Genomic DNA, 26,272 nt, shown 5'->3' with positions numbered 1-26,272 from the left:
GACGTGCCTGGCAGACCTCCAAGCGGCTGACCAGCTAGGGCCGCCGTACCCCGCTGCGGCGCGCCGCGCTGGAGGCCATCGCCCTGGCGTTGGCCGGACGTGCCGGAGCGCGGCTGGCGTCCATGCTGGGTTTGGCAGCCAGTCGCTCCACGCTGATCCGGCTCATCCACGCCCTGCCGGATCCTGAGATCGGCCGGCTCACCGCGGTGGGCATGGACGACTTCGCCCTGCGCCGGGGCAACGGCCGCGCGCCCCAGGCGAGGCAATGTGCCGATCGCCGACACCTGTGGCACAACCTGATCCAAGCCGTGGAACGGTCGGTCTCCCGGCATCGCTCCTGCTTATCAGACCCTCAGGCTGACATTTGCGAGCAGCCCGAGCAGGCATCGCGGCCGGGCACAGCCTGTGCTCCATCGCCCGGCAACTCGGCATGACCGACCGCACCGTGATCCGCTACGCCCACGCCGCCACGCCCGAGGAACTGTTGTGGGGCCAGTGGACCACCAAGCCCAGCAGCCTCGACGACTTCAAGCCCTACCTGCACCAGCGCTGGCAAGAGGGCGAACGCAATGCCACCCGCCTGCTGAAAGAGATCACCACGCTGGGCTACCGCGGCAGCTACGGCGCGCTCAGCGACCACCAAGACCGTCCTGGACCGCTGCCCGGAACCGGCCGCGCTCCTCAAGCACGTCCGCTCTTTCGCCATGATGCTCACCCAACGGCGAGGCCACGACCTTCCCGGCTGGCTCACGGCGGTGAAAGCCGAAGACCTGCCCGCGCTTCACGCCTTCGCAAGCGGCCTCGAGCGCGACCTCGACGCCGTCACCGCCGGCCTGACCCTGCCCTGGAGTTCCGGCCCGGTGGAAGGCCACGTCAACCGCATCAAGATGCTCAAACGCCAGATGTTCGGCCGCGCGGGCTTCCTGCTTGAAGTCGATGTCGCTGAGAAGTAACAGCACCCGAGGGCTTGCGGTGGAAGCATTGATGTCTTCGCGGGATGAAGTGGTGCTGGTGCAGCCCAAGTCCACGATCCGCCGCGACTCTCGAGGAGGCGGTGAAGCCGCCATCGATGGCGAGGGTAGCGCCGGTGATGAAGGCGCCCTCTGGCCCGACGAGGTGGGAGACCAGGGCGGAGACCTCTTCCGGCGTGCCGATCCTGGGCAGTGCCAGCCATGTGGTCATGGCCTGGGCGGCGGGACCGTCGGCGCTCATGCTGTCGTTGGCGTGGGGCCGGGTTGCACGTTGTTCACGGTGATGCCGCGTTCACGGTGATGCCGCGCGGCCCCAAACCCCTGGACAGGCCGCGCACCAGGCCGGCGACGGCCGCCTTGGTCATGCCATAGGCAGCAGCCCCGGCGAAGGGTGCCCGCGCGGCATTCACGCTGCCGATCGTCACGATGCGCCCGCCGTCGCCAAGGTGGGGCAGGGCGGCCCGGATGGTGTGCACGACCCCGCGCACGTTCACGTCGATCATCCGGTCAATCTCCTCGGCGGGGAGAGTGTCGATGCCTCCCGCGCGGGCCACGCCCGCGCTGGCCACCACCACGTCGAGCCTCCCCAACGTCCGCACAGTGTGCTCGACCGCCCCGGCCATGGCGGCGGCGTCGGCGAGTTTTGGCACGGGACACCCATGCGCTCTGGTCGCGGGCACCCGCTCCGGCCCAGGCGGCGACTTCGGCCGAGTGGTCAGACGTTCTGTTGTTCTGCGAGCCGGTCGCGCTGACGCTGGCCGTAGGCCGCTTTGCGAACGGTCCCGTCGTCCTCGAGCCCGGAGCCGAAGGCGCCGCCCACCATCGCGCTGGAGGTCAGGAACCAGGCCAGCGCCAGGTAGTCGGTGACGCCCGGTCGATGGTTCAGCGTCTCCGAGAGCGGGGCGGGGACCAGCACGAGCGCGCCGACCCCGGTGAGAACCACGAACAGCACCGCGTAAAGGCAGAGCACGCCCAGTGTGATGGTGATCAGGGTGACGGTGTTGTAGAGGTGGGCACGGGCCTTGGGCACCCTGCCGTCGGGACGCTCCCACAACTCGTGGTCGACGATGATCCATGCGGCGAGAGCGAGGATGGACAGCACCATGATCAGCGACTGCCGCCAGGTGTCCAGCGCGGTGGAGAGCTTCCAGGCGGTGTCGTTGATCACGCCGAACGCGGCGGTGGCGAACACGCCCGCCAGCGCCCGTGACAACGAGGTGAACAGCCGCCATGGGCGGTTGGCCCGCACCATGCCGGCGAGTAGGCGCGCCCGCCCGCGCAGGCCGGGCATGACGTAGCGATCGGGGACGACCCGGCCGGGCTCGGTGTCTCCTTCCACCCTACGGCCGATCGCAGGGAGGCGGTCACGGCCGGTGGGCGGGAGGACTAGCAGGCCGACGACGTTGACCACGGCCTCCAAGGTCCGGCCGACCAGGTGAAAGGTGCCGAGGGCGGGCAACGACAGCAGGGCGACGCGGTCGCCGGTGCTGACCTCCGCGCTCACCGCGTCCAGGCCCAGCCGGCGAGGGAGGTCGGTGAGGAATATCCCGACGTCCCAGCCGGACTCGGGCAGGTGCGGACGGACAGCGGTGAGCATGGCCGAGATGTCGACCTGCTCTTCCGCCGCCAGGGGAGCGGTGTACGCGCACACCTGCCAGTCGAAGCCCGGGCCGAGCCGCTCCCGCAACCGGCCGGGCAGGTCGCGCGCCACCCTCACAGCCAGCTCGGTGGGCAGGTCAGGATCGGCGACCAGGGCGATACGCATGTCCAGGCCCTACCCCGAGCGGATCGCCCTGACCAGGGGTCACTGGCCCAGGCCGGTGACGAGATTGATGGCCACGGCCAGGATGCCGGTGCTGAAGAAGTAGGACAGCAGGGCGTGAGCGAGGGCGACCTTGCGGATATGCGTGCTGACCACACGGTTGTCGGTGACGCCGAAGGTCACGCCGATCGTGAACGCGAGGTAGGCGAAGTCGCTGTACGCCGGCGGATCCTCCTGCCCGAAGTCGATGCCGCCGTCCTCGTCCATGTAGTAGAGCCTGGCGTACTTGAAGGCGAACACCGTGTTCACCAGGCCCCACGACACGACGACCGTCACCACGCTCAGGATGACCAGAGCCGTCGTCAGCGGGGTGTGACTGGCGGTGCGGACCAGGGCGAGCGCGACCGCCCCCAGGCTGGCCACCGCGCCGATCAGAACGCCGGTGTCGGTGGAGCGAGCGTCGCCCTCCTCTTGGGCCAACCGCTTGGTGTCATGGTGATCCTTGGGCCAGCTGATCAGCCACACCCAGACCAGGCCCACCGTCGCGGCCACACCCCAGCCGAGCAGCGGCGACAACTCCGGGACCCCCAGCCGCCAGGCACCGGCCGCCATGACGACCCCGGCCCCCAGAGACGTCAGCACGCGCCTCACCGACATGACGCGCTTCCCCGCGCGTCCCCTGGACCCAGACCTCACCGCTCCAACATCCCAACGAGCCCCTGCAGCCAAGGTACCCCGTCCGATGGAGTCGCCGATCGGAGTTCAGGCCGGCGATCAGGGCAGGATCGAGGCCAAATCCTTCGGCATGGTGGACTTCACGTCCTCCCACTCGCCAGCGGTAATGTGCTTCCCGAGCGCTTGCAAAACCTTCTTGACCAGGTCCTCCTCACTCTCCTGGAGGTCGAAGGCCAGTTCGCCGCAGACGCGGTGGAGGAACTCCTCGCGATCGGCCTTGACCGGCACGGTGCTCGGCCGCCAGCCGTCGTAGTAGACCCCGCGGATCAGCAGCGGCAACTGGGCAGCGAGGTGGGCGCTCTCGTCCACGGTCAGCCGGTCGCGCAGGGCGTGCAGCACGGCGCGCAGGGCGGCGTAGGACTGGTTGCGGTGCTCGGGAGTCCAGCCGTGCGCCTCCTCGATCTCTCGCAGCACGCGGTTCGTTTTGTCGACCGTACGGTTGAACGGCGCATAACCGGTCTCCGCCATCTCCTTCCCCCCTTCCTTACATCCTCGGGCATGCCTCGGCTCAAGGCTCGGCGCGGCGGACGGGAGATCACATCCCCCAGCCGGGTAGTGGTCCCCCGCGGGTGTGAAAGATCTTGGCGGGCTTGGGATTCACCGTTCCCCGTCGTGGCAGGCGGCCATGGGGGGACAGCATGCGGGGACGCGATCGGGAGTGGCGTCAGGTCGATGGCCTGCTGCGGGTGTTGCTGCGAGGTGCGGGCGGGACGCTGCTGGTGGACGGAGAACCCGGATCGGGGAAGAGCCGGCTGCTGGCCGAAGCCGTCGCCGAGGCCTCTGAACGCGGCATCGGGGTTGTCCACGGCAGGGTGGAGGAGCTGGGCGAGGTCGCCCCGTGCGGCATGTTGCTGGAGGCCCTCGATCTGCGCTCTGAGCCGGAAGCGGGCGACACCGCTGCCCGTTTCGGTCCGCCGGTCCTGGAGCGGCTGCGGGCAGGGTTCGAGCAGCTGGCCACGTCACCGGTGCTGGCCGCGCTCGACGACCTGCAACGGGCGGACCCGGTGACGCTGAGGACGTTGCACAGCCTGCACGACCGGCTGGCCAACTGGCCCATCGGCTGGATGATGAGCCGCTCGACAGTGCTGGACGGGGGCCAGGCCGTGTCGCTGTTCGACATCCTGGAGCGGGAGGGGGCCGACAGAGTGACGCTCGCGCCGCTGTCACCGGACGCGGTCGCGGCGCTGACGCAGGACACGCTCGGGCGGTCGCCGGACCCGGCGACGCGGGCGCTGGCGGCGGCCGCCGGAGGCAATCCGCTGCTGATCACCGAGCTGTTCGCGGGGCTGCGCGAGGAAGGGCTGCTGGGGGACGCGGCGCGGGCCCACATGCCCGACCGGCTGCGGATGGTGGTGCGGCGCTGGATCGACACGCTGAGCGCGGAGGCCAGGAGCCTGATGGAGACGATCGCAGTGCTGGGCCGTTCGTTGTCGCTGGAGCACGCCGCGTCGCTGCTGGACACCACGCCCGCCGCGCTGCTCCCGATGACGGAGGAGGCCACGGCCGCGGGCATCCTCCTCGTGAGCGAGCACGGCCTCACCTTCCGTCACGAACTCGTCGGGAACGTCGTCGCCGCGGGCATCCCCTCATCGGTGCGGCAGACCCTGCTCGACCAGTCCGGCGTTCTCATGGGCTCTGAGCGGCCGGGGTCGGCCGGCCTGCTCACCGGCCCGGCCTCCTCCGACATAGACGCGGCGGTCGCCAGTGGCCGGCTGGACGAGGCCGAGCAGATGGTGCGTGGCCGCCTCGCCGAGCACGGCTCCGTGTACGGGGTGGCCGAACTGCGCTGCCTGCTCGCGGACACCATGTACCTGACGGGCCGGGGCGAGGAGGCGATCCGCGAGGCCGAGACGGTGCTGGCGGTGCCGGGCCTCCCCCGCCACGTACGCGAGCGGGCGACCCTCGTGCATCTGTACGCCACGGTGCGCCTGCGGGAGGACGCCGGCTCGCGGCCGTTCGCGCAGGAGGTCATCGACGGAACGGATCGATACGGTCCCGCGGCCAGGACCGCCGCGCTGGTCGCCCTGGCCACCGCCGAGCGGCACGAGGGCAGGCTCACGGCCGCGCTGGCCCTGGCGGAGAGCGCCGGACGGCTGGCCGCCGCCGCCGCGCCCGAGGACCGCCGCTACGAGGCCTGCCTGGCCACCGTCGCCGTGCTCGTCGACATCCACCGGCTGGACGAGGCACGGACGATGCTCCGCCAGGCACGCAAGGACATGTTCGGCCACGGTCATCTGGCCTGGGCGGCGGACGCCGCGGCGCTGGAGGCCCGCCTGGAGCTGCTCGCGGGCCGTTTCGATGACGCGGTCACCCAGGCGAACAGGGCCCTGGACCTGGCCGGTGCGCTCATCACGCCGCTGTCGGCTGCGGCGGCCCGCGCCGTGCTCGCCGCAGTCGCGCTGCGGCGCGGCGACCTGCAGGGGGTGGCGCATCACGTCGCGGAACAGCCCGGGGGCACGGCCGAGGCTCGCTTCCGGCACGCCTTGCTGTCCGCGCAGCTCGCGGAGGCACGAGACGGGCCGCGCAGCGCTATGCCCCTGCTCGCAGAGCTGCCCCGCCCGCTGCCGCTCAGCATGGAGCCCGCCGCCGGCCCCTGGATGGTCCGGCTCGCCCTGGCCGCCGGCGACCGGGCGGCGGCCGAGCACGTGGTGGCCGCCGCCGAGGCCCTCGGCCGGGCCAACCATGAGTTTCCCACGCTTGCCGCCGCCGCGGCGCATGCCAGGGGCCTGCTCGACGGGGATCGCGACGCGCTGGCCCTGGCCGCCGGGCAGACCGAGGACGTGTGGGCGCGGGCCTCCGCCGAGGAGGATCTCGGCATGCTGCTCTCCACCGCCGGGCAGCGCGTGGCGGCGGCCGAGAGCCTGGACCGCGCCTTGGGCCTGTATCACGACATCGGTGCCCTGCGGGACTCCGCGCGCATCCGCCAGAGACTGCGCGGAATGGGGGTACGCCACCGCCACTGGAGCTACGCCGAACGCCCGGTCTCCGGCTGGGACAGCCTGACCGAGACCGAGCACGCCATCTCGTTGCTTGCGGCGGACGGATGGACCAACCCGCAGATAGCGGAACAGATGTTCATCAGTGTGCACACGGTCGCGTTCCACCTGAGGCACGTCTTCCGCAAGCTGAGCATCAGATCCCGGGTCGAGCTCGCGCGGCTCGCGGCGGAGCAGTCGAGGGAGGCCTCGCCCGGCGGCGGCCGCGGCGCACGGAGTCGCGGCGATGACTACTCAGCTGGGGGATGTGCCCGCGAGACGCCTGGGCCAGGTTCGGAAATGTAGGTCGTCACATTTTTCGGCCTATTCAGGAACCCATCCAGGAGGTCCAGATGGCGCTGCTCGCAGTACGTCGCAGGGGCGGCGAGATGTTCCCCGCCCGCGAGATCGAAGACACCTACGACAGGCTCGGACAGCTCATGAACGCGGCTCTGGGCGAGGCTCTGGGCGCTCTTCCCGGCGATGGCGGCATGGGGGCTTGGGTGCCCATGGCGGACGTGTCGGAGACTGAAGACTCCTACGTCGTGGAGATCGATGTCCCAGGAGCGCGCAAGGACCAGATCGACGTCCAGCTGTCCGAGCGCGAGCTGATCGTCACCGGGCAGGTCGAGGAGCAGGAGCGTCAGCGCCGGCACCGCAAGATGCGCAGGACCGGCCAGTTCGAGCTGCGCACGACGCTCCCGGGAGACGTCGACGCCGACCGCGTGGAGGCTCACCTGTCCGACGGTGTGCTGACCATCACCGTGCCCAAGGCAGAGGCCGCCAAGCCCAAGCACATCGAGGTTTCCGCCTGAGGCGGGGAGAGGAGGAGTCGTGCCCGTCGCGTCGTCAGGCCCCGCCACCGCCAACCGGGAACCGATCGGGAGCTACCACAGCTACGAGGAGGCGCAGAAAGTCGTCGACTACCTGGCCGACCATGGATTCCCCGTGCAGGGGACATTGATCGTCGGCGCCGGGCTGCGCTCGGTGGAGCGGGTTCTCGCGCGGATGACCCTTCTGCGCGCGGCCACATGGGGCGCGGCCGCCGGAGCCTGGTTCGGGCTGCTCATCGGTCTGTTCCTGGCGATCTTCTCGGTCACGGCCGCGGCAGCGTTGCCTCTGGTGCTCTGGGGGCTGGTGTGGGGCGTGGTAGCGGGAGCGATCTTCGGGCTGGTCTCGCACGCCCTCCAGGGCGGCCGGCGGGACTTCGTCTCCGACAGCACCCTCGTGGCCGACAAGTACGAGGTTCTCGTCGATTCGGAACACGCGGCCAGGGCCCATGAGCTGCTCCGGGCGATGAGTGGATAGCAGTACGAGGGAGCGAGTAATGGCGAAAGCAGTCGGCATCGATCTCGGCACCACGAACTCGGTGATCGCCGCCACGGTGGACGGCCATCCCACGGTGTTGCCCAACGCGGAGGGTTCGCGGACGACGCCGTCCGTGGTGGCCTTCACCGATCAGGGCGAACGGCTGGTAGGCCAGATGGCCCGCCGCCAGGCCATACTGAACCCGAAGGGAACGATCTATTCGTCGAAACGATTCATCGGCCGCCGCTTCGACGAGGTCAAGAGCGAGATCCACGCGGTCTCCTTCGACGTGGTCGAGGGACCCCAGGGAGCCGTGCGCTTCCAGGTCGGCGACAAGCAGTACGCGCCGGAGGAGGTCTCCGGCCTCGTCCTGCGGAAGCTGGCCGCCGATGCGGCGAAATACCTCGGTGAGAAGGTGACCGAGGCGGTCATCACCGTTCCGGCGTACTTCAATGACGCCCAGCGCCAGGCGACCAAGGATGCGGGGCGGATCGCGGGGCTCGAGGTCCTGCGGATCATCAACGAGCCGACGGCGGCGGCGCTCGCGTACGGGCTGGACAAGAAGACGAACGAGACCGTGCTGGTGTTCGACCTGGGCGGCGGCACCTTCGACGTCAGCATCCTGGATATCGGCGAAGGCGTGGTCGAGGTCCGCGCGACCTCCGGCGATGGCCACCTCGGCGGCGACGACTTCGACCGCAGGATCGTCGACCACCTGGCCGACGAGTTCCAGCGGGATCAGGGCATCGACCTGCGCAACGACCCGCAGGCCCTACAGCGACTCTTCGAGGCGGCCGAGAAGGCCAAGGTGGAGCTCTCGGAGGTCACCCAGACCACGATCAGCCTGCCGTTCATCACGGCGGACGCCTCGGGGCCGAAGCACCTCAACACCACGCTCATGCGCTCCACGTTCGAGCAGATCACCGCCGACCTGGTCGAGCGTTGCATCGCCCCCGTCAAGCAGGCGATGGAGGACGCGAAGCTCAGGCCCGCGGACGTCGACGAAGTGATCCTCGTCGGCGGGGCGACCCGGATGCCCGCCGTGCAGAATCTCGTGCGCCGGCTCACCGAGGGCAAGGAGCCCAACATGACGGTGAACCCGGACGAGGTCGTCGCGATCGGCGCGGCTGTCCAGGCGGGGATCATCAAGGGCGAGGTGCAGGACGTCGTCCTGCTCGACGTCACGCCTCTGTCGCTGGGCGTCGAGACGCTCGGCGGGCTCATGACCAAGGTGATCGAGCGCAACACGACCATTCCCGCGCGCCGTACCGAGGTCTTCAGCACGGCCGAGGACAACCAGAACGCCGTCGACATCGTCATCCTGCAGGGCGAGCGTGAGCGCGCCGCCGACAACCGGGTGCTCGGGCGCTTCCGGCTGGAGAACATCCGGCCCGCGCCGCGGGGGGTGCCGCAGATCGAGGTCACCTTCGACATCGACGCCAACGGCATACTCAACGTCTCGGCACGGGACAAGGACACCGGCGCCGAGCAGCGGATCACCATCAGCGAGAGCTCCAACCTGGACAAGTCGGAGATCGAGCGGATGGTCGCCGACGCCGAGCGGCACCGTACGGAGGACGTCAGGCTCCGCGAGACCATCGACGCGCGCAACGAGCTGGACTCGGTCGCGTACCAGGTGGAGCGCCGGCTGGAGGAGCTGGGCGACGCGGTTCCCGTGCACGAGAAGGCGAGGGCCGGGCAGCTTGTGGAGGAGGCCCGGCAGGCGATCAAGGAAGAGGCGCCGATCGACCGGCTGCGCACACTCAGCGGCGAGCTGCAGCAGGTCTATCACAGCCTCGGAGCCGCCGCGGGCGGCGGGCCCAGCGTGCCGCCGCAGGACAGGACGGAAGGTGCCCCTGGCGGTGAGGAGGACGTGATCGACGCCGAGTTCACGACGTCGGAGCCCGAGTGACATGAACGAGCACACACCCCAGGCCCAGGCCGGCGCGCAGGGTGAGGAAGCCATCTCGCCCGCGGAGACCGACGCGAAGCTCGCGGAGCTGGAGGACCGCTGGCTGCGTGCCGTCGCCGACCTGGACAACCTGCGCAAGCGCATCGCCCGCGACGCCGAGCGGATCAGGGCGGAGGAACGGGCGAGGGTGGCGGCCGAGTGGCTGCCCATCCTGGACAACCTGGAGCTCGCGCTGAGCCACGCGGGCGACGGCGGCGCGGACGCGGTACTCGACGGGATACGGGCCGTGCGTGACCAGGCTGTCGCCCTCCTGGCCAAGCTCGGCTACCCCCGCCATGACGAGGCGGGCGTGCCCTTCGATCCCGCCCGCCACGAGGCGGTGGCCACCGTCGAGCGGGCCGATGCCGACCCGGGCACTGTGGTGGAGGTGCTCCGTCCCGGCTACGGCGATGCCGAGCGGCAGCTCAGGCCGGCGATCGTGGCCGTCGCGAAGAAGGTGGAGTGATGGCCCCACGGCGCGACTACTACGAGGTGCTCGGCGTGGACAGGAACGCCGAAGCCGACGAGATCCAGCGGGCCTACCGCAAGCTCGTGCGCGCCTATCACCCTGATGTCAACAAGGATCCCGGCGCCGAGGACAAGTTCAAGGAGATCTCGGAGGCGTACTCCGTGCTCTCCGATCCCGAGACGCGCCGCCGCTACGACGCGTTCGGGCACGATTTCCGCCAGGTGCCGCCCGATGTGGACCCCGCCGAGTGGGCCCGCGCCCGTGCGGGCGCCGGCGCGCGGGCCGGCGCGGGCGGCCAGTGGCGCCAGGCCCGGCCCGGGGACTTCGGCTTCGGCGAGGGAGTCGACCTGGAGGACCTGCTCGGCGGCATGTTCGGCGGCCGGGGCAGACGGCACTGGGGCCCCGTGCCCGGTGCCGACCAGGAGGCGGAGCTGACGCTTTCCGTTGAGGAGGCCTACCACGGCGGGCGGCGAACCATCACGCTACCCGGCGGGAGGCGACTGGAGGTCAACATCCCACCCGGGGTCACCAACGGTCAGCGGATCAGGCTGGCCGGCCAGGGCGGGCATGGAAGCGACGGAGCGCCGGCCGGCGACCTCCTCCTGATCACGCGAATCGCCCCCCATCCCCGCTACCGCGTGGAGGGCCGCGACATCCACGCCTCGCTGCCTCTCGCTCCGTGGGAGGCGGCGCTGGGTGCCACGGTCGCGGTGGACACCCCGGGCGGCGAGGCGAAGGTGAAGGTGCCGCCGGGCACGTCCTCGGGCCGCCGCCTGCGGTTGAAGGGCCGCGGTATGCCAAATCCGCGCGGAGCGCCCGGCGACTTCTTCGCCGAGGTCCGGATCATGGTGCCGGCCAGGCTCACGGACGAGGAGCGGCGCCTGTTCGAGCAGCTCGCCGCCGTCTCTCACTTCGACCCGAGGGGGCGTTCATGACGTACGCGATCGTCCGCCCGATCCGGCTCGACCTGGACTCCTACGCGCGGGCCACGGGCCTGCACCCGCAGGCCGTGCGCCGGCTGGTGACGCTCGGCCTGCTGGAGCCGACCAGGAACGCCAGGGGGGAGTTGTGCTTCGCCCCCTCCCAGGTGGCAACCGCGGCCCGGATCCAGCGGCTGCACGAGGGACTGTCCATCAACTACGCCGCGATCGGCGTGGTGATCGATCTCCTCGACCGGATCGAGGAGCTGGAGGCCGCCCTGCGCGGCCTCTCACGACGCTAGGGGGCTGGAGTGGACCCGAACAGGATGACGCAGAAGTCGCAGGAAGCCCTGCACGACGCCCAGACCAAGGCCCTGCGCTTCGGCCACACCGAGGTCGACGGCGAGCATCTCCTGATGGCCCTGCTCGACCAGCCGGAAGGTCTGGCACCCAGGCTGGTGGAGCAGGCCGGAGCCGATCCGCGGCGCCTGCACGCCGACCTGGAGGCCGAGTTGTCGCGGCGGCCCAAGGTCAGCGGGCCGGGCGCCGCGCCGGGCCAGGTGTTCGTCACCCAGCGCCTGTCGCGGCTGCTCGACGCCGCCGACCGGGAGGCGAGCCGGCTGAAGGACGAGTACATCTCTGTCGAGCACCTGCTGCTGGCCCTGATCGAGGAAGGACCCACGACCGTGTCCGGTCGGCTGCTGCACGAGCAGGGGCTGACCAGGGACCGGTTCCTGGAGGCGCTCACCTCCGTACGCGGTCACCAGCGCGTCACCTCGGCCATGCCCGAGGTCGCGTACGAGGCGCTGGAGAAGTACGGACGCGACCTGGTCGCCGACGCTCGGGCGGACAAGCTCGACCCGGTGATCGGCCGCGACACGGAGATCCGGCGGGTGATCCAGATCCTCTCCCGCAAGACCAAGAACAACCCGGTGCTGATCGGCGACCCCGGCGTCGGCAAGACGGCCGTCGTCGAAGGGCTCGCCCAGCGCATCGCCAACGGCGACGTCCCCGAGGGGCTGCACGACAAGACCGTCTTCAACCTGGACATGGGCGCGCTCGTGGCGGGCGCCAAGTACCGCGGGGAGTTCGAGGAACGCCTCAAGGCCGTGCTGAACGAGGTGAAGGCGGCGGAGGGCCGAATCCTGCTTTTCGTGGATGAGATGCACACGGTGGTGGGAGCCGGGGCGACCGAGGGAGCCATGGACGCGGGCAACATGCTCAAGCCGATGCTGGCCCGCGGCGAGCTGCACATGATCGGCGCGACCACGGTCGAGGAGTATCGCCTGCACATCGAGAAGGACGCCGCCCTGGAGCGCAGGTTCCAGCCGGTGCTGATCGACGAGCCCTCGGTCGAGGACACCATCTCGATCCTGCGCGGCCTGCGCGAGCGGCTGGAGGTCTTCCACGGCGTGAAGATCCAGGACAGCGCTCTCGTCGCCGCGGTGACGCTGAGCCACCGTTACATCTCCGACCGGTTCCTGCCCGACAAGGCGATCGACCTGGTCGACGAGGCGTGCGCGATGATCAGGACCGAGATCGACTCCATGCCGGCCGAGCTGGACGCCCTGACCAGGCGGGTGCGGCGGCTGGAGATCGAGGAGGCCGCCCTGGAGAAGGAGGAGGACCCGGCCAGCCGGGCCAGGCTCGCCGAGTTGCGCGCGGAGCTCTCCGCCCTGCGTTCCGAGGCCGACGCGATGCGGGCGCAGTGGGAGGCCGAGCGCTCGGCCCTGCGCAAGGTCCAGAGCCTGCGGCAGGAGATCGAGCACGTACGGCGGGAGGCCGAGCAGGCCGAACGCGACTACGACCTCAACCGTGCCGCCGAGCTTCGCCACGGCAAGCTACCCGAGCTGGAGCGCCGGCTGCGCGCCGAGGAGGAGCGGCTGAGCAGCCGGCAGCACGGGCAGCGGCTGCTGCGCGAGGTGGTGACCGAGAACGAGATCGCGGACATCGTCTCGCGCTGGACCGGCATTCCCGTGTCCCGGCTGCAGGAGGCCGAGCGGGACAAGCTGCTCAAGCTCGACCAGATCCTGCACGAGCGGGTCGTCGGGCAGGAGGAGGCCGTGCGACTGGTGGCCGACGCCATCATCCGCGCCCGCTCCGGCATCAAGGATCCCCGTCGCCCCATCGGGTCGTTCCTCTTCCTCGGGCCGACCGGGGTCGGCAAGACCGAGCTGGCCAGGTCACTCGCGGCGGCCCTGTTCGACACCGAGGACAACATGGTCCGCATCGACATGAGCGAGTACCAGGAACGCCACACGGTCAGCCGCCTCGTCGGCGCCCCTCCCGGCTACGTCGGCTACGAGGAGGGCGGGCAGCTCACGGAGGCGGTGCGGCGCAAGCCGTACTCGGTGGTGTTGTTCGACGAGATCGAGAAGGCCCACGCGGACGTCTTCAACACGCTGCTGCAGGTCCTCGACGACGGCCGGCTGACCGACGCGCAGGGCCGCACGGTCAACTTCCGCAACACCGTGATCATCATGACCTCGAACATCGGCTCGCACCACCTGCTCGACGGGATCACCCCCGACGGCGAGATCAAGCCCGAGGCCCACGACGGGGTGATGGCGGAACTGCGCCGGCACTTCCGCCCCGAGTTCCTCAACAGGATCGACGACGTCGTGCTGTTCAAGCCGCTGACCGAGGCGGAGATCGAGCGGATCGTCGAGCTGATGTTCAACGACATCAGGGAGCGCCTGGCCGAGCGGCGGCTCACGCTGGAGGTCACCGAGGACGCGCGCAAGCTCATCGCCAACCAGGGGTACGACCCCGTCTACGGCGCCAGGCCGCTGCGCCGCTTCATCGCCCGCGAGGTCGAGACCAGGATCGGCCGCGCCCTGCTGGCCGGCGACGTCCCCGACGGCTCGACCATCACGGTCGGCGCCGACAAGGGGGAACTCAACGTCACCTTCCACTCGCCGAGGAGCTGACATGCACACCGTCGTGACCTGCGTGAACTGCGGGAGGCAGAACAGGGTTCCGGCCGCGGCCGAGGGCCGGCCCCGCTGCGGGAACTGTCACCGGCCGCTGCCGTGGATCGCCGACGCCGGCGACGACACCTTCGCGGAGGTCGCGGAACGGGTGCACCTCCCCGTACTCGTCGACTTCTGGGCGCAGTGGTGCGCGCCGTGCCGGGCGGTCACGCCCGCGCTCGAACAACTCGCCCACGAGATGGCCGGACGGGTGAAGCTCGTCAAGGTCGATGTGGACCGGGCCCCGGCCCTCTCGCAGCGCTTCACGATCACGGCCGTCCCGACGCTCATGATGCTCAACGAAGGCCGCGTCGTGGCACAACGCGCGGGCGGGGCCCCGCCGGCCCAGCTCCGCGAATGGGTCGAGGGGACGTTGAGGACACCGTCATGATGGAGTCCGCGGCCTCCCTGTCCGAGACACCGGACCTGCATGGGGCCTATCCCCGTCTGGACGAGCGGCGCGTCGCCGAGCTGTCGAAATGCGGCGAGCGCAGAACCGTGTCGCCCGGCGAGGTGCTCTACCGGGAGGGTGAGCCGGCCCGGGAGTTCATCGTGATCCTGCGGGGCAAGGTGGCCACGGTCGAGGGGTACGGCGGCGAGGAGGAGCGGACGATCGCCGTCCACGGCCCCGGACGCTTTCTCGGCGAGCTCGGCCTCCTCACCGGCCAGGCCGGATTCCTGACCGCCGTCGTGCGGGAGCCCGGCGAGATCCTGGCTGTTCCGGCCGACCAGGTGCGCACGATGGTGGCCGGTGACCCGGCGTTCGGAGACCTCGTCCTGCGGGCCTACCTGACCCGCCGCACACTGCTGATCGGCATGGACGCCGGGTTCCGCATCATCGGCTCCCGCTACTCGCCCGACGCCCGCCGGCTGCGCGAGTTCGCCGCCCGCAACAGGCTCCCGCACCGGTGGATCGACCTGGAGGAGGACGAGGAGGCGGAGGCGCTGCTGCGCCAGCTCGGCATCTCCCCGCAGGACACGCCGATCGTGATCTGGCGCGGAGACCAGGTGCTGCGCAACCCGACCGCCGCCACGCTGGCCAAGACCATCGGCCTGCCCGCCCCGCGGCCCGGCGACGGCGTGTGCGACCTGATCGTCGTGGGCGCGGGCCCCGCCGGCCTGGCCGCGAGCGTGTACGGAGCCTCGGAGGGCCTGACCACGGTCGTGCTCGACGCGGTCGCCGCGGGCGGCCAGGCGAGCACCTCCTCCCGCATCGACAACTACCTCGGCTTCCCGTCGGGCATCTCGGGCGCCGAGCTCGCCGAACGCGCCGTCATCCAGGCGGCCAAGTTCGGAGCCCGGCTGACCGTACCGGCCGAGGCGAGCGGGCTGGAGGCCGACGACGGCCACTACAGCGTGCTCGTCGAGGGCGGGCCCGCCGTGCAGGGCCACGCCGTGCTCATCGCCACCGGCGCTCGCTACCGCAAACTCGACGTTCCCGACCTGGAGAAGTACGAAGGCTGCGGCGTCTACTACGCGGCGACGCCGTTCGAGCTGCGCATGTGCCGGCAGGCGCCGGTGGTCATCGTCGGCGGCGGCAACTCCGCGGGCCAGGCGGCACTGTACCTGTCCAGGAACGCCTCGTCGGTGCGCATGCTCGTCCGCGGCGGCGACCTCAGCGAGAGCATGTCCCGCTACCTCACCGACGCGATCGGCCGGACGCCCGGCATCGAAATCATGTTCCGTACCGAGGTACGCGAACTCCTCGGCGACGGCTCCCTGCGGGCCGTCCGCGCCCAGAACAACCAGACGGGGCAGTTCATCGAGATCGAGACCAACGCGATGTTCGTGTTCATCGGCGCGGATCCGCACACCGGCTGGCTGGCGGGCGCCGTCCCGCTGGACGACCGGGGCTTCGTCATCACGGGAAACCGCTCGTCGCACTGGGAGGCCCTTCCGCTGGAGGCCGGGCGGCCGGGCGTGTTCGCCGTAGGGGACGTTCGCGGCGGGTCGGTCAAACGGGTCGCGTCCGCGGTGGGGGAGGGTGCGATGGCCGTACGCCTGCTGCACGAAAGGTTCACCATGACAGGGCATCGACAGCAAGGACGGTGATCCAGATGCCAGTGATCGCGGTTTCCAGGTTCGAGCACTTCTTCCGCGCCGCCGCGGGACTAGACGTGGACAAATCCGATCTCAAGCGCTACAGCGACTTCATCAACCGGAAGCTGTACGACATGCTCGTCGTCGCCGAGGCCGCGGCGAAGTCGAACAGGCGCGACATCATCGAGTTCTGGGATCTGCCCATCACCAAGGGACTGCAGGAGAGCATGCACGACTTCCGGGACCTGGACGAGGAACTGGACCTGGCATCGATCCTGGCGGACCTCGCGGCGCTGCCTCCGCTGGATCTGTCGCTCAGCGAAGAAGCCGAGGCCCGGCTACCGGCTGTGGCGGGTGGGCTCTCCGTGGCCCTCGCCAGGGCGATCAGAACCATAGAGCCTGACCGCAAGAACCCGGCGAGCAAGGAGTGGACACGCACAATCCGTGTCTTCGACCTACTGCTATGACGAGATTCGGCGCGTTGCTGGTGCCTCTGCTCGCAGGGAGGATGAACGAACGCGAGCTGCGCGCGGTCCTCGGGCACGAGCTGTCGCACGTCTACAACCGCGACATTCTGATCTCCTCCGTGGCGGGGCCCTGGCCACGATGGTCACACCTGGCCGGGTTCTTCGGCGGGGGAGACGATGACGAGGGTCCCGGCTTCCTCGGGGCCCTCCTGATGATGATCCTCGGGCCGGTGGCGGCCGCGATGACCGGTCGGCTCTCCTCGACCTCGCACCTCGTGATCGCCAACCCGTTCCGTGGCGGGGGCATCGGGAGGCTCTTCTCCACCCACCCACCGATCGCCGACCGGATCGCACGGCTGGAGGCCATGGCCGGTTACCGCCGCTGATCTGGGCTCGGGGCCGGCGGGTAATTCCTCAGGGTGAGGCAAGGTCAGCGACAGCGAGCGTGCGCTGGACCCGTACGTCGTGGGGGCGGGTTTCGCCGGGCTGGCCGCAGTGCGAACGCTGGCCAAGGCGGGGGCGCTGGTCACGCTGATCGACCACACCCGTACTCGACCTTTCAACCCCTGCTCTACCAGGTGGCTACGGCCGGGATGAGCAAAGACCTACGCCGCTAAGTAGGGGGTGCTGCCCCAACGGGCACAACGTGCCGGGCGCGCCGAAGAACGCACAGCCGCTTTATTCGCTCGACGACGCGGCAGCGTTGCGGCGGCGGCCGCTGTGTCGTCGAGGGGCCTGCTTAGGGCAAAATGCTGCTCGAGAACGGAGCGCCCGCTACCCAACGCGGGCAGCTTCACGGTAAGAGGTGAAAGACGACCGGAAGCCGCCAGGCGGGGCACCACGTCTGGGGGTGCGGTGATGGCATTGCCCGCCGCGAGGCGATGGCTGGACAGGTGGGGTGACCGAGTCCCCGGCTCAGGTCAATGGGGGCGGCGTGGGCTACGCCGCTGGGTGCGGCGTGAGAGGCAGTTGCTGATGCCGACGGTGACGGTCATCGTCGGGTGCCTGGTGGCATGGTGGATCTCCACCGAACTGATCGGCTCATCTCAGCCGGTGCTCGCTCCCACCGGCGTGCTGCTTTCGGTGACGGCGACCGCCTACAGCACCGTGGTTCATGCCATCCAGCAGACCGTCGCGGTGCTGGTCGGACTGGCGGCTGCTATCGGCTTCGTACAGGTGTTCGGCACCAGCGCCGCCACCATGGCCGTCCTGGTCACGGTCGCGCTGGTGGTCAGCAGAACAGTCGGCATACCGTGGCAGAACACACAGGCGCCCATCACCGCCCTACTCGTGTTCGCCCTGGGCCGCGAGTACGGCATGGCGCGGCTGCTCGACATCGTCATCGGCGCGTTCGTCGGAGCCACGCTCACACTGATGATCCCGCCCCGTCACGTGGGCCGGGCCGCCAAGGACCTGGCCGACCTGGCCGATGATCTCGCCGACCTTTGCTCCGACCTGGCGGAAGGCGTCAGGCAGTCCTGGACCGCGCACCAGGCGCAGAAATGGCTGGCCCGCGCCAGACGCATGTCCGTCAGGCTGCGTTCGGCCCACGAGAGCGCTGAACGAGCCACCGAGTCCCTGCGTTTCACCCTACGTCGGGCGCGAACCCGCCAGCGCCTACGCCGCATCATGCAGGCTGTCCTATGCCTGGAGCACGCCTGTCTTCAACTGCGCGGCGTCGCCCGTGCCCTCGCCGACCTGGCTGCCGGGGTTCGCGGCCTGCCAGGACAGCGCGAGACCGGCAGCTTTCCCCGGGTCTTCGCCGACCTGCTGGATGCGATCGGGAAGGCCTACGCCTGTTTCGAGCACCTGCTGGTCGCCCCTGGCAGCGGCGAGGACCTGATCCGCCTGCGCGCCGCCGTAGCAGAAGGCGAGCGCCTCGAACGCGCCGCCCGCAAGCAGATGGCGAAGATCGATCCGCATTCACCCCTCTGGACGTTGTACGGCGCGCTGCTCGACGACTGCGTCCAACTGCGACATGAGGTCGATCCCGACGACGGGCCACATCGCAAGGCCATCCCCCCACGCGCCCGTGACCAAGCGGCCCGGCTCTCGTCACGTCGGCGACACTGACCTTCCGCAGTCCAGCAGGTTCACCGGGGGTGTTGTCGGTCTGTACGCCGCGGCGCTTGACCTGAGGAATGGATCAAGTGTGACACCTTGGCATGCGCAGCGCGGCCTCGCGTGACTGCTGCCACGACCAAACCTCTTCCGGTTCGGTCTCCACGTTAAGAGGGGAAGCTCAAGGTGTAGCGAGCCGGGCTGAGGGCACATGATGCCTGACAGCGCTTTGACTGCGTGTTTGTCGATCCGGGTCGGATGGTGACGCCCAGAAGGGGAATTCCCGTCCCGGGAGTGTGTTGCCGATGTTGCACCGTCGCCGACCTGACTCGACCCGCGCTACGCGATTTCGGCCCCTCCGGCCCCTGCCACCGATCCCGGCATGCCCGCGGCAGCCCGTAGGCGGCGCGGTGATGACGTTGAGAAGCGGCCATTTCCCGGGAGCCACGCTGATCACGGTGATCGGCGAGGTGGATGCGAGCAACTCCATCGAGCTGAACGCCTACCTCGATCACGAGCGCCGGCGCCTGGACGAGCACCTGATCATCGACGTTAGCGGGCTGTCGTTCCTGGGTTGTTCCGGCCTGGCCGCTCTGATCAACGCCTCCGTCCTCGCGCGCGCCCACAACGCGGAGCTGCACCTGGCCGGAATACAGCCCTCGGTGGCCCGGCTGCTGACCATGACCGACACTTGGCAGGCGGTCACCGTCCATGACCATATCGAGCAGGCGATCGCCGCCATGCGGGCACGCGGGTCTAACGAGCCCCCCGAGACGGCATAGTCAGGGTCGCCCTGGTCGGGGGCCAGGACGACCTATCGTGGACGGAGCGGCTGGGCGCGCCCTGCTCCCACCGCTCGCGGTGTGGCCGGTTAGCTCCTCAACAGCGGCTTGATCGCGGTCGGATGCATCTTCGGGCCAACGCTCGAGCACCTGCGCCTCACCCGCAAGACCCTGCTTCAGTAGAGAACGTCCCGCCAACTTCCGCGCGCCCCGGCCAGCCATCGCGCCACTAGCAGATTCTGGACACCGTCGCCGACCCCGACTGCCCTCCTTACGGGCTTGGGATGGGAGCGAGGTGCTGGGTCTGCTCATCGTTTCGAGAAGCACCGAGAGGCTCTCCGTCAAGCTCAAACGCCTGGTCGGCCAGGGCGTCCTCGCGCGGGCCGAACCGGCCACGAGAGTCCGGCAGGCAGGGGCCGACCCGGCGCTTTGTCGTTCGAGGTGGACGACAGCTGGGTGACGCTCCGGTCCGTGCGGTATCGCTGGTGTCCGTCCGTGATGCGTCGAGCGTCACTGGGGTGGGGCAGGAACGGGATGGCGGCCGGCGCTTCTGCGACCGCGACCAGATGACCTACCCACGTCGGCGCGGCGACGATGAGGATCTGTGACTCCAGCAGGCTGCGGTGGATCCGGGGCCAACCGTCCCCCTCCCCATGTCGGACTGGACGCCCGAGTGGGTGTGATTGTGATGATCGGGCTCGATCATGCGCTTCATCGGTCGCCCGCCATGGGCGGCGTATCGAGGCTGTGAGACGAATCGGCGCTCAGGAGGCGAAGCAGACACCCGACGGGATGAGGTGCGCGGACATGTTGAGTTCCATCATCCGTAGGGCTGCTTGACCGAGGTCCTCGTGAATGGTGGCAACGCAGTCCGGCGGCACGGTCAGCTTGTAGTGCCGCACGTACGCGTCCAACGCGCTGTACAGCACGCACTGTTCCGTCACTTGCCCGGCCAGCACGACCGTTTCCACCTGCTGGTGAGCCAACAGGTATTCCAAGGAGGTGCCGAAGAACGCGCTGTGGCGCACCTTGGGCAGGAACGCGCACCCGGGCGGCGGCAGGATCGGCTCCACCAGGTCCGCCCGCCTGCCGTTCAGCGCCTTCGCCACGATCCCGCGCCGGTCGGCGGCGAAGTCACCGTAATTGTCGTTGACATACACCAGTTCGACATCGTCACGCTCATTGGCGCGCGCTACCAGATCCGCCAGCGGTTCGATGATCGTCGCGACCTGCCGGGCAAGCTGCGCGGCGTCCTGGTGTTCGTACGGGTTGAGCATGTCGATGACGACCAGCGCTGACCTTGCCATAGCTCCTGTCATCTCCAGCCGCTACCGGTTCATCCCAGCACAGCGGCACCATGGCCCTATTGGAGGGCCAACGAGGCCAATCGCAGGGCAGATCATGACGTCCGCTCGATCTATCACCTGGCCCGAGGCGGTTTCGCCGCTACTTCCCTTTCCGATGGGCCCTCTATGACTAGGCTCCCGATATCAGGGCACGGGTGAGTCTTCTTGCGATCACCGAAAAGAGGCGTTCTCTCATGGCAGGTCAGGCCAACTCCAGAGACGTGGTGCAACGCCCTGATGGCAGCTGGGCGGTCACGAAGCCGGGCGGTCAGCGCGCATTGTTCACGGCGGACACCCAGGCGGCGGCAGTGCAGCGGGCCGGCGAACTGCTCCGGCGCGACGGCGGCGGCGAGTTGCGCATCCACGGTATTGACGGGCGGGTACGCGACCAGCGCACCATCGAGCCCGGTAACGATCCCCATCCGCCGACGGGCTGACCCGACAACTCATGCAACGGGCATGCCGCCTGCCCTGGCGACGTCCGGCCTTTCGATGATCTCGCCAGAGCGGTCAGCGGCCGCTGACAGGCGTCGTTTGTTGACGTGCCAGTGAGCATGCCGCATGCCCGAACGCAGCCCATCAGGGGCAAGGGGGCGCCATCCGCAGCTCGGTCGCCCCGCCGCTGCCAGCTGCATTCGTACGAAGCGCCGGGTCGTTTCGTCGGTTTCTTCGGGGTAGTGGACGAGGGATTCCGATGCTTCTCCTGAGGAGGAAGACGTATGCCTCGCGGATCGAGCCGTAAGCGGGAACGGCAGTACCAACACATCAAGGACAGTGCCAAGCAGCGGGGCGAAAGCACCAAGCGCGCGACCGAGATCGCCGCCCGCACCGTGAACAAGGAACGGGCCAGGGCGGGCGAGTCGAAGACCGCGAGCCGTACCTCCACCGAGGACATCTCCTCGAGCCGGCGGGGCGGGCTGCGCTCGCACTCCGGCGCGGGCGGCCGTACCAGGGATCAGCTGTACGCCGAGGCCAAGCGCCGCAACGTCAAGGGCCGCTCGAAGATGAGCAAGGCACAGCTGGAAAAGGCCCTCGGCTGAGCCGGGGCTCCGGAAGGATCAAGGCCCGGCGGTCGCCGGGCTGGCCCTTCTTGCCCGATATCGCCGTAACGCGCGGGACTGTCCCGTCTCGCTCACCCCAGAATATGCCGGCCATGCAAGGGCGATCATTCGCTCGGGAAGGATCGTGGACATGTCTGATCGCGTCGCCCATCCCTGGGGTCCCCGGATGCCGTACGGCCCGGGAGAGGAGTGGCCGGTCCGCGTGGACACCCAGCTCGAAGGCGATCTGGCGGAGGCGGAGGTCGAGTCGTGGGCGCAGTCGGCCTCCATCCTGCACTCCAACGGCGACGCGATGGACATCGCTGTCAAAGGCGGCCGCATCGTGGGTGTGCGCGGGCGCGCCGGTGATCGGGTCAATCGCGGGCGGCTCGACCCGAAGGATCTGTACGGCTGGCAGGCCAACAACAGCATCGACCGGCTGACCCGTCCCCTGGTGCGCGACGGGGGCCGGCTGGTTGAGTCGGACTGGGACTCCGCGATGGGCCGCATCGTGGCCCGCTCGCGCGAGTTGCTCGAAGGGCCGGGCGGGTGGGGCCGGGTCGGCTTCTACACCAGTGGCCAGCTGTTCCTGGAGGAGTACTACACGCTGGCGGTGATCGGGAAGGCGGGCATCGGCACTCCGCACATGGATGGCAACACCCGCCTGTGCACGGCGACGGCCGCCGCGTCGCTGAAGGCGAGCTTCGGTACGGACGGGCAGCCGGGTTCGTACGCCGATGTCGACCACTGCGACACGATCGCGCTGTGGGGGCATAACGTGGCCGAGACCCAGGTGGTCCTGTGGGAGCGGATGCTGGATCGCCGCCGAGGGCCGCGCGCGCCCGCGCTGATCGCCGTCGATCCGCGTGAGACGCCGGTGGCGCGCGAGGCCGACGTGCACCTGGCCGTCCGCTCCGGCACCAACCTGGCACTGATGAACGCGCTGATCCACCGGATCGTCGAGCGCGGCTGGCACGACCCTCGGTACGTGGCCGAGCACACCGTCGGATTCGAGGAGCTGTGCCGTGTCGTCTCCGGCTGCCCTCCGGAGCGGGCCGCGCAGATCTGCGACGTGCCGGTCGCCAGGATCGAGCAGGCAGCGGAGCTCCTCGGCGGGTGCGAGCGGCTGCTGTCGACCGTGTTGCAGGGCTTCTACCAGTCCAATCAGGCCACCGCCGCCGCCTGCCAGGTCAACAACCTCCATCTGCTGCGTGGCATGCTGGGCCGGCCGGGAGCGGGCGTGCTGCAGATGAACGGGCAGCCCACCGCGCAGAACACCCGCGAGACCGGCGCCGACGGAGACCTTCCGGGGTTTCGCAACTGGGACAACCCCGCGCACATCAACGAGCTCGCCGAGTTGTGGAACGTCGAGCCGTCCGTCATCCCGCACTGGGCGCCGCCGACGCACGCCATGCAGATCTTCCGCTACGCCGAGCAAGGCTCGATCCGGCTGCTGTGGATCTCGGCTACCAACCCGGCGGTGTCGCTGCCCGATCTGGCGCGGATCCGGCGCATCTTGTCCCGCGAGGAGTTGTTCGTGGTGGTGCAGGACCTCTACCTCACTGAGACGGCCGAGCTGGCGGATGTGGTGTTGCCGGCGGCGACCTGGGGCGAGAAGCTGGGGACGTTCACCAACGCGGACCGTACCGTGCACCTGTCGGAGAAGGCCGTAGAGCCGCCGGGACAAGCCCGGCCCGATCTGGACATCTTCCTGGACTACGCGCGGCGCATGCACTTCCGCGACCGCGACGGCAAACCGCTCATCACCTGGCACGATCCAGAGTCGGCGTTCGAGGCGTGGAAGGCCTGCTCGGCCGGCCGTCCCTGCGACTACACCGGCCTGTCCTACGACCGGTTGCGCGGCGGCAGCGGCATTCAATGGCCGTGCACGCCGTCGGCTCCCGGCGGGACCGAGCGGCTCTACACCGATGGACGGTTCCCTACCGACCCTGGCTACTGCGAGACCTACGGCCAGGACCTGACGACCGGAGCGGAATACGGCCGCGAACACTATGTGGGCCGGCAGCCGGGCGGTCGTGCCTTCCTGCACGCCGAGCCGTACCATGCCTCGCCCGAGGCGCCCACGAACGCGTACCCGATGCTGCTGACCACCGGGCGGACCGTGCACCATTTCCACACCCGCACCAAGACCGGCCGAGCCCCGCAGCTCGAAGGCGCCGCTCCCGACTCGTGGGTGGAGATCAACCCGCAGGACGCCGACGAAATGGGCATTGCCGAAGGTGGCATGATCCGCATCGAGTCGCCGCGCGGCACCCTACAGGCCCGTGCGCGACTGCGCGCGGTACGGCGGGGCGTGGTGTTCGTCCCATTCCACTACGGCTACTGGGACTTGGCCGAGGGCGCACCACCGCGCGCCGCCAACGAGGTCACGGCCACCGGCTGGGACCCGGTCTCCAAACAACCCCTCTACAAGGTCACCGCGGTCCGGCTGACCAGGATCGGAGGCTGAGCGTGTTCCTCGCCCACTACCTCGGGCTCCTGCACCGATCGGAGCGGGAACTGGCCGGCGCCCTTCGCGACGTGGCGGACGGGCACCAGGACGAGGCGGACGTCTTCCGCCTGTGCCATCGCCTGGCCGAACAGTGCGACGACCATGAGACCGAGCTGGCGCCGTTCGTCGAACGTTACGCCGAGCACGCCCCCGACGAACCTCAGCGGCTGCACTCGGCCCTGTTCACCGGCACCCGTGAGGGCGGTCTCGGCCTGCTGCGCGACCTGCACGACCTGTACCTGATGGCGGCCGAATGCGACGTGGCGTGGACCCTGATCGGGCAGGCGGCGCAAGGGGCGCGCGACGAGCAGCTGGTACGGGCCGTCGCGCGATGTGAGGCCGAGACCGCCACCCAGCTCCTGTGGTTGCGCACGCGCATGAAACAGGCCGCACCCCAGGCCCTCGTCGTGGCCGGCTAGGTCACAGCTTCGACGCGACGGTAGCGGGACCGCGTTGTGGGCAGGTGAGGCGGATGAGGGAAAGTGGTGACCGCGACTCCGTGCGCGGACGGCCCGCTGCTGCTACGAGGGCCGTTCGAGCTGGTCACGCAGGACGGCGAGCACATCGACGCCGGCCGGGCGACAGTCGCGCTGTGCCCGATGCCTTCCTGCACTGAGCCCCGGGCGTGTCTGGCATAGGTGGGCGTTGGCCCGTCAGCTAGCCCTTCGGGTCTGCTCCTCCACTGCAGCACGGAACGCCGCACCGAACTGGTCCGGTGCCTCCAGCCACGGATGGTGCCCCGCATCCGGGACGATGATGACCTCGCAGTTGAGGCGTGCCCCGAGGCGTCGTAGGGCATCAGCGGGGCGGCTGTCGCCAGCTCCGCCGATGATCACCGCGCCGGACGGCAGGCGCTCGCGAAGTTCGTCCACGTGTGATTCGAGAGGATCAGCCTTCTTGGCCGCGTTGAGCTGGGCGTTCATCGCGTAGTTGATAGGCCGTAGCGTGCGGGCTGATGCCAGCGCCCATTCCCAGGCCCGAGTTCGGTCGGCGTGGTCAGTAGACCACGCCAGTGTGAGGTATTCGGTCTCCTCGGCTTCTGTGCGCGATTCGCGCGCATCCAGTTCATCGAGCTTGATCTGCTGGTCATCAGTGCGTCGTGCTCGCTGTGCTGCTCGGTCGGCTTCCCGCCAAGGATCCAGAAACGGCCCGGCAATCTGAATCAGTCCGGCCACGCGCTCGGGATGGGCCAGCAAGAAATAGCCGACCAGATTGGTTCCGAACGAATGCCCCGTAGCTGCGTACCCACACCCAATTTGATCAAGGCCACGGTCATGGACGTGAGTGTAAGGCAGTCGAGATCCAAGTACTGGCGTCAAAACTCATCGACACTTTCAGGCCGCTGATCTTCAAATGGCGCCCAAACTCGCCGACATCTGGCTCCCTTGCTCATCGACAGAATCACACGAGCACGACGAGCAGCAGCAGCGGCAGCGCGATCTTCCTGGTCAGCGCGGCCGCGGCGAACAGCAGGCCCGCTCCGGCGGCGGCGCGCACGGATAGCTGGGGCGACCACATCAGCCTGGACACCCTTTGGCTTTAGAAGACGAAGTTGCCGTCGTCTTGGATGCTCGCGTGCCCGCCGGAGGCGGGCTTGAGCTTGACGATGGTGCAAACGTCGTTGCCGGCGGCGTTCTTGAGCCGGATGAACCCGGTGTTGGTCCACACCAGCCGGACCACGCCCCGGTCTCGGGTGCCTGACGCCCACAGCGCTTTCCCGGTGCTCCGATGGACCAGGACGAGGTTCCCGTTCTGCTGGAAGGCCAGCGCGACGGTGGCGGAGCGGGTGCTCTGCCCGGGCCGCCAGTCCGGCTACGCCGTGGTGAACCGGGCGGCGACGCTGTCGGCGGACGCGGGCGAGACCAGCGCGGGTGAGCCCGCCAGCAGGCAGCCAGACAGCAGCACCCCGGCGACCGCGGCGCCGGCGCGGATTCCTTTCCTGGTCGCCATCGCCGAACGGG

The 26,272-nt window shown here is 69.5% G+C and carries 30 protein-coding genes; 20 read left to right on the top strand and 10 right to left on the bottom strand.

The window, feature by feature from the left end; all coding sequences use genetic code 11:
• Positions 1-704 precede the first annotated feature (704 nt).
• Positions 705-953 carry a transposase gene (locus AB0J87_RS26390; protein ID WP_363969226.1) on the top strand — a complete coding sequence of 83 codons (249 nt, stop codon included), beginning with the start codon at positions 705-707 and terminating at the stop codon, positions 951-953.
• On the opposite strand, the gene AB0J87_RS26385 is transcribed toward AB0J87_RS26390, so the two are convergent.
• The 5 genes from AB0J87_RS26385 to AB0J87_RS26365 form a co-directional block, all read right to left on the bottom strand.
• Positions 892-1,212 (bottom strand): SDR family oxidoreductase, encoded by a 321-nt coding sequence (locus AB0J87_RS26385; protein ID WP_363969224.1) that lies wholly within the window; start codon positions 1,210-1,212, stop codon positions 892-894. The two genes, AB0J87_RS26390 and AB0J87_RS26385, sit on opposite strands and share 62 nt — an antisense overlap.
• Before the next feature lie 34 nt (positions 1,213-1,246).
• Entirely contained in the window at positions 1,247-1,621 is a 375-nt protein-coding gene (locus tag AB0J87_RS26380; protein ID WP_363969222.1) for an SDR family oxidoreductase, read from the bottom strand.
• A 65-nt stretch (positions 1,622-1,686) separates the two neighbouring features.
• Positions 1,687-2,736: a hypothetical protein gene (locus AB0J87_RS26375; RefSeq protein WP_363969220.1), complete on the bottom strand. Its 1,050-nt coding sequence runs from the start codon at positions 2,734-2,736 to the stop codon at positions 1,687-1,689.
• A gap of 39 nt (positions 2,737-2,775) precedes the next feature.
• Positions 2,776-3,375: a DUF1345 domain-containing protein gene (locus AB0J87_RS26370; RefSeq protein ID WP_363969218.1), complete on the bottom strand. Its 600-nt coding sequence runs from the start codon at positions 3,373-3,375 to the stop codon at positions 2,776-2,778.
• 132 nt (positions 3,376-3,507) lie between these two features.
• Positions 3,508-3,936: a DUF2267 domain-containing protein gene (locus AB0J87_RS26365; protein WP_363969216.1), complete on the bottom strand. Its 429-nt coding sequence runs from the start codon at positions 3,934-3,936 to the stop codon at positions 3,508-3,510.
• Positions 3,937-4,106: 170 nt separating this feature from the next.
• Here AB0J87_RS26365 and AB0J87_RS26360 point away from each other — a divergent pair, with 170 nt between their 5' ends.
• From AB0J87_RS26360 to AB0J87_RS26290, 15 genes are all read left to right on the top strand, one after another.
• Positions 4,107-6,749, top strand: a complete 2,643-nt coding sequence (locus AB0J87_RS26360; RefSeq protein ID WP_363969214.1) for an AAA family ATPase — start codon at positions 4,107-4,109, stop codon at positions 6,747-6,749.
• A gap of 47 nt (positions 6,750-6,796) precedes the next feature.
• Positions 6,797-7,258, top strand: coding sequence for an Hsp20/alpha crystallin family protein (locus AB0J87_RS26355; RefSeq protein WP_363969212.1), 462 nt, complete (start codon positions 6,797-6,799; stop codon positions 7,256-7,258).
• Between the two features lie 19 nt (positions 7,259-7,277).
• The gene (locus AB0J87_RS26350; RefSeq protein ID WP_363969210.1) at positions 7,278-7,751 is read left to right on the top strand and encodes a general stress protein; all 474 of its coding nucleotides are present in this window, start codon (positions 7,278-7,280) and stop codon (positions 7,749-7,751) included.
• A gap of 19 nt (positions 7,752-7,770) precedes the next feature.
• A complete protein-coding gene (dnaK, locus tag AB0J87_RS26345) occupies positions 7,771-9,663 on the top strand; it encodes a molecular chaperone DnaK (RefSeq protein ID WP_363969208.1) in 1,893 nt (630 codons plus the stop codon).
• Between the two features lies 1 nt (position 9,664).
• Entirely contained in the window at positions 9,665-10,168 is a 504-nt protein-coding gene (locus tag AB0J87_RS26340) for a nucleotide exchange factor GrpE (RefSeq protein ID WP_363969207.1), read from the top strand.
• The gene (locus AB0J87_RS26335; protein ID WP_363969205.1) at positions 10,168-11,106 is read left to right on the top strand and encodes a DnaJ C-terminal domain-containing protein; all 939 of its coding nucleotides are present in this window, start codon (positions 10,168-10,170) and stop codon (positions 11,104-11,106) included. The genes AB0J87_RS26340 and AB0J87_RS26335 overlap by 1 nt, the downstream gene beginning before the upstream one ends.
• Positions 11,103-11,393, top strand: coding sequence for a chaperone modulator CbpM (locus AB0J87_RS26330; RefSeq protein WP_344985676.1), 291 nt, complete (start codon positions 11,103-11,105; stop codon positions 11,391-11,393). Before AB0J87_RS26335 ends, AB0J87_RS26330 begins: the two co-directional genes overlap by 4 nt.
• Before the next feature lie 9 nt (positions 11,394-11,402).
• Positions 11,403-14,021, top strand: coding sequence for an ATP-dependent chaperone ClpB (gene clpB, locus AB0J87_RS26325; RefSeq protein ID WP_363969203.1), 2,619 nt, complete (start codon positions 11,403-11,405; stop codon positions 14,019-14,021).
• Position 14,022: 1 nt separating this feature from the next.
• Positions 14,023-14,454, top strand: a complete 432-nt coding sequence (gene trxA, locus AB0J87_RS26320) for a thioredoxin (RefSeq protein WP_363969201.1) — start codon at positions 14,023-14,025, stop codon at positions 14,452-14,454.
• A complete protein-coding gene (locus AB0J87_RS26315) occupies positions 14,451-16,115 on the top strand; it encodes an FAD-dependent oxidoreductase (RefSeq protein WP_363969199.1) in 1,665 nt (554 codons plus the stop codon). Before trxA ends, AB0J87_RS26315 begins: the two co-directional genes overlap by 4 nt.
• Positions 16,116-16,120: 5 nt before the next feature.
• Positions 16,121-16,570, top strand: a complete 450-nt coding sequence (locus AB0J87_RS26310) for a DUF1931 family protein (RefSeq protein ID WP_363969197.1) — start codon at positions 16,121-16,123, stop codon at positions 16,568-16,570.
• On the top strand, positions 16,567-16,956 hold the full coding sequence (locus AB0J87_RS26305) for a M48 family metalloprotease (RefSeq protein WP_363969195.1): 390 nt from the start codon (positions 16,567-16,569) through the stop codon (positions 16,954-16,956). The genes AB0J87_RS26310 and AB0J87_RS26305 overlap by 4 nt, the downstream gene beginning before the upstream one ends.
• Positions 16,957-17,035: 79 nt before the next feature.
• Complete coding sequence (locus AB0J87_RS26300; protein ID WP_363969193.1) at positions 17,036-17,167, top strand: FAD-dependent oxidoreductase; 132 nt, start codon at positions 17,036-17,038, stop codon at positions 17,165-17,167.
• A gap of 378 nt (positions 17,168-17,545) precedes the next feature.
• Positions 17,546-18,643 carry a hypothetical protein gene (locus AB0J87_RS26295; protein WP_363969191.1) on the top strand — a complete coding sequence of 366 codons (1,098 nt, stop codon included), beginning with the start codon at positions 17,546-17,548 and terminating at the stop codon, positions 18,641-18,643.
• Between the two features lie 401 nt (positions 18,644-19,044).
• Positions 19,045-19,413, top strand: coding sequence for an STAS domain-containing protein (locus AB0J87_RS26290; RefSeq protein WP_363969189.1), 369 nt, complete (start codon positions 19,045-19,047; stop codon positions 19,411-19,413).
• Positions 19,414-20,177: 764 nt separating this feature from the next.
• Here AB0J87_RS26290 and AB0J87_RS26285 read toward each other — a convergent pair.
• Complete coding sequence (locus AB0J87_RS26285; RefSeq protein ID WP_363969187.1) at positions 20,178-20,720, bottom strand: isochorismatase family cysteine hydrolase; 543 nt, start codon at positions 20,718-20,720, stop codon at positions 20,178-20,180.
• Positions 20,721-20,914: 194 nt separating this feature from the next.
• Here AB0J87_RS26285 and AB0J87_RS26280 point away from each other — a divergent pair, with 194 nt between their 5' ends.
• From AB0J87_RS26280 to AB0J87_RS26265, 4 genes are all read left to right on the top strand, one after another.
• Positions 20,915-21,196: a DUF2188 domain-containing protein gene (locus AB0J87_RS26280; protein ID WP_363969185.1), complete on the top strand. Its 282-nt coding sequence runs from the start codon at positions 20,915-20,917 to the stop codon at positions 21,194-21,196.
• Between the two features lie 282 nt (positions 21,197-21,478).
• Entirely contained in the window at positions 21,479-21,799 is a 321-nt protein-coding gene (locus AB0J87_RS26275; protein WP_363969183.1) for a plasmid stabilization protein, read from the top strand.
• A gap of 151 nt (positions 21,800-21,950) precedes the next feature.
• Positions 21,951-24,269 (top strand): nitrate reductase, encoded by a 2,319-nt coding sequence (locus tag AB0J87_RS26270; RefSeq protein WP_363969181.1) that lies wholly within the window; start codon positions 21,951-21,953, stop codon positions 24,267-24,269.
• Positions 24,270-24,271: 2 nt separating this feature from the next.
• Positions 24,272-24,730, top strand: coding sequence for a hypothetical protein (locus tag AB0J87_RS26265; RefSeq protein ID WP_363969179.1), 459 nt, complete (start codon positions 24,272-24,274; stop codon positions 24,728-24,730).
• A gap of 234 nt (positions 24,731-24,964) precedes the next feature.
• On the opposite strand, the gene AB0J87_RS26260 is transcribed toward AB0J87_RS26265, so the two are convergent.
• The 4 genes from AB0J87_RS26260 to AB0J87_RS26245 all read right to left on the bottom strand — a co-directional run bounded on the left by AB0J87_RS26260 (position 24,965) and on the right by AB0J87_RS26245 (position 26,261).
• The gene (locus AB0J87_RS26260) at positions 24,965-25,630 is read right to left on the bottom strand and encodes an alpha/beta hydrolase (protein ID WP_363969177.1); all 666 of its coding nucleotides are present in this window, start codon (positions 25,628-25,630) and stop codon (positions 24,965-24,967) included.
• 82 nt (positions 25,631-25,712) lie between these two features.
• Positions 25,713-25,841, bottom strand: a complete 129-nt coding sequence (locus tag AB0J87_RS26255; RefSeq protein ID WP_363969175.1) for a hypothetical protein — start codon at positions 25,839-25,841, stop codon at positions 25,713-25,715.
• Between the two features lie 9 nt (positions 25,842-25,850).
• Positions 25,851-25,991, bottom strand: coding sequence for a hypothetical protein (locus tag AB0J87_RS26250; protein ID WP_363969173.1), 141 nt, complete (start codon positions 25,989-25,991; stop codon positions 25,851-25,853).
• A gap of 132 nt (positions 25,992-26,123) precedes the next feature.
• Positions 26,124-26,261 carry a hypothetical protein gene (locus AB0J87_RS26245; protein WP_363969171.1) on the bottom strand — a complete coding sequence of 46 codons (138 nt, stop codon included), beginning with the start codon at positions 26,259-26,261 and terminating at the stop codon, positions 26,124-26,126.
• Positions 26,262-26,272: the final 11 nt, after the last annotated feature.

This window comes from Nonomuraea sp. NPDC049625, from assembly GCF_040675285.1.
GTDB lineage: Bacteria > Actinomycetota > Actinomycetes > Streptosporangiales > Streptosporangiaceae > Nonomuraea > Nonomuraea angiospora_A.
Note: the sequence above shows the minus strand (reverse complement) of the source record. Positions and strands in the feature narration are given on the sequence as shown.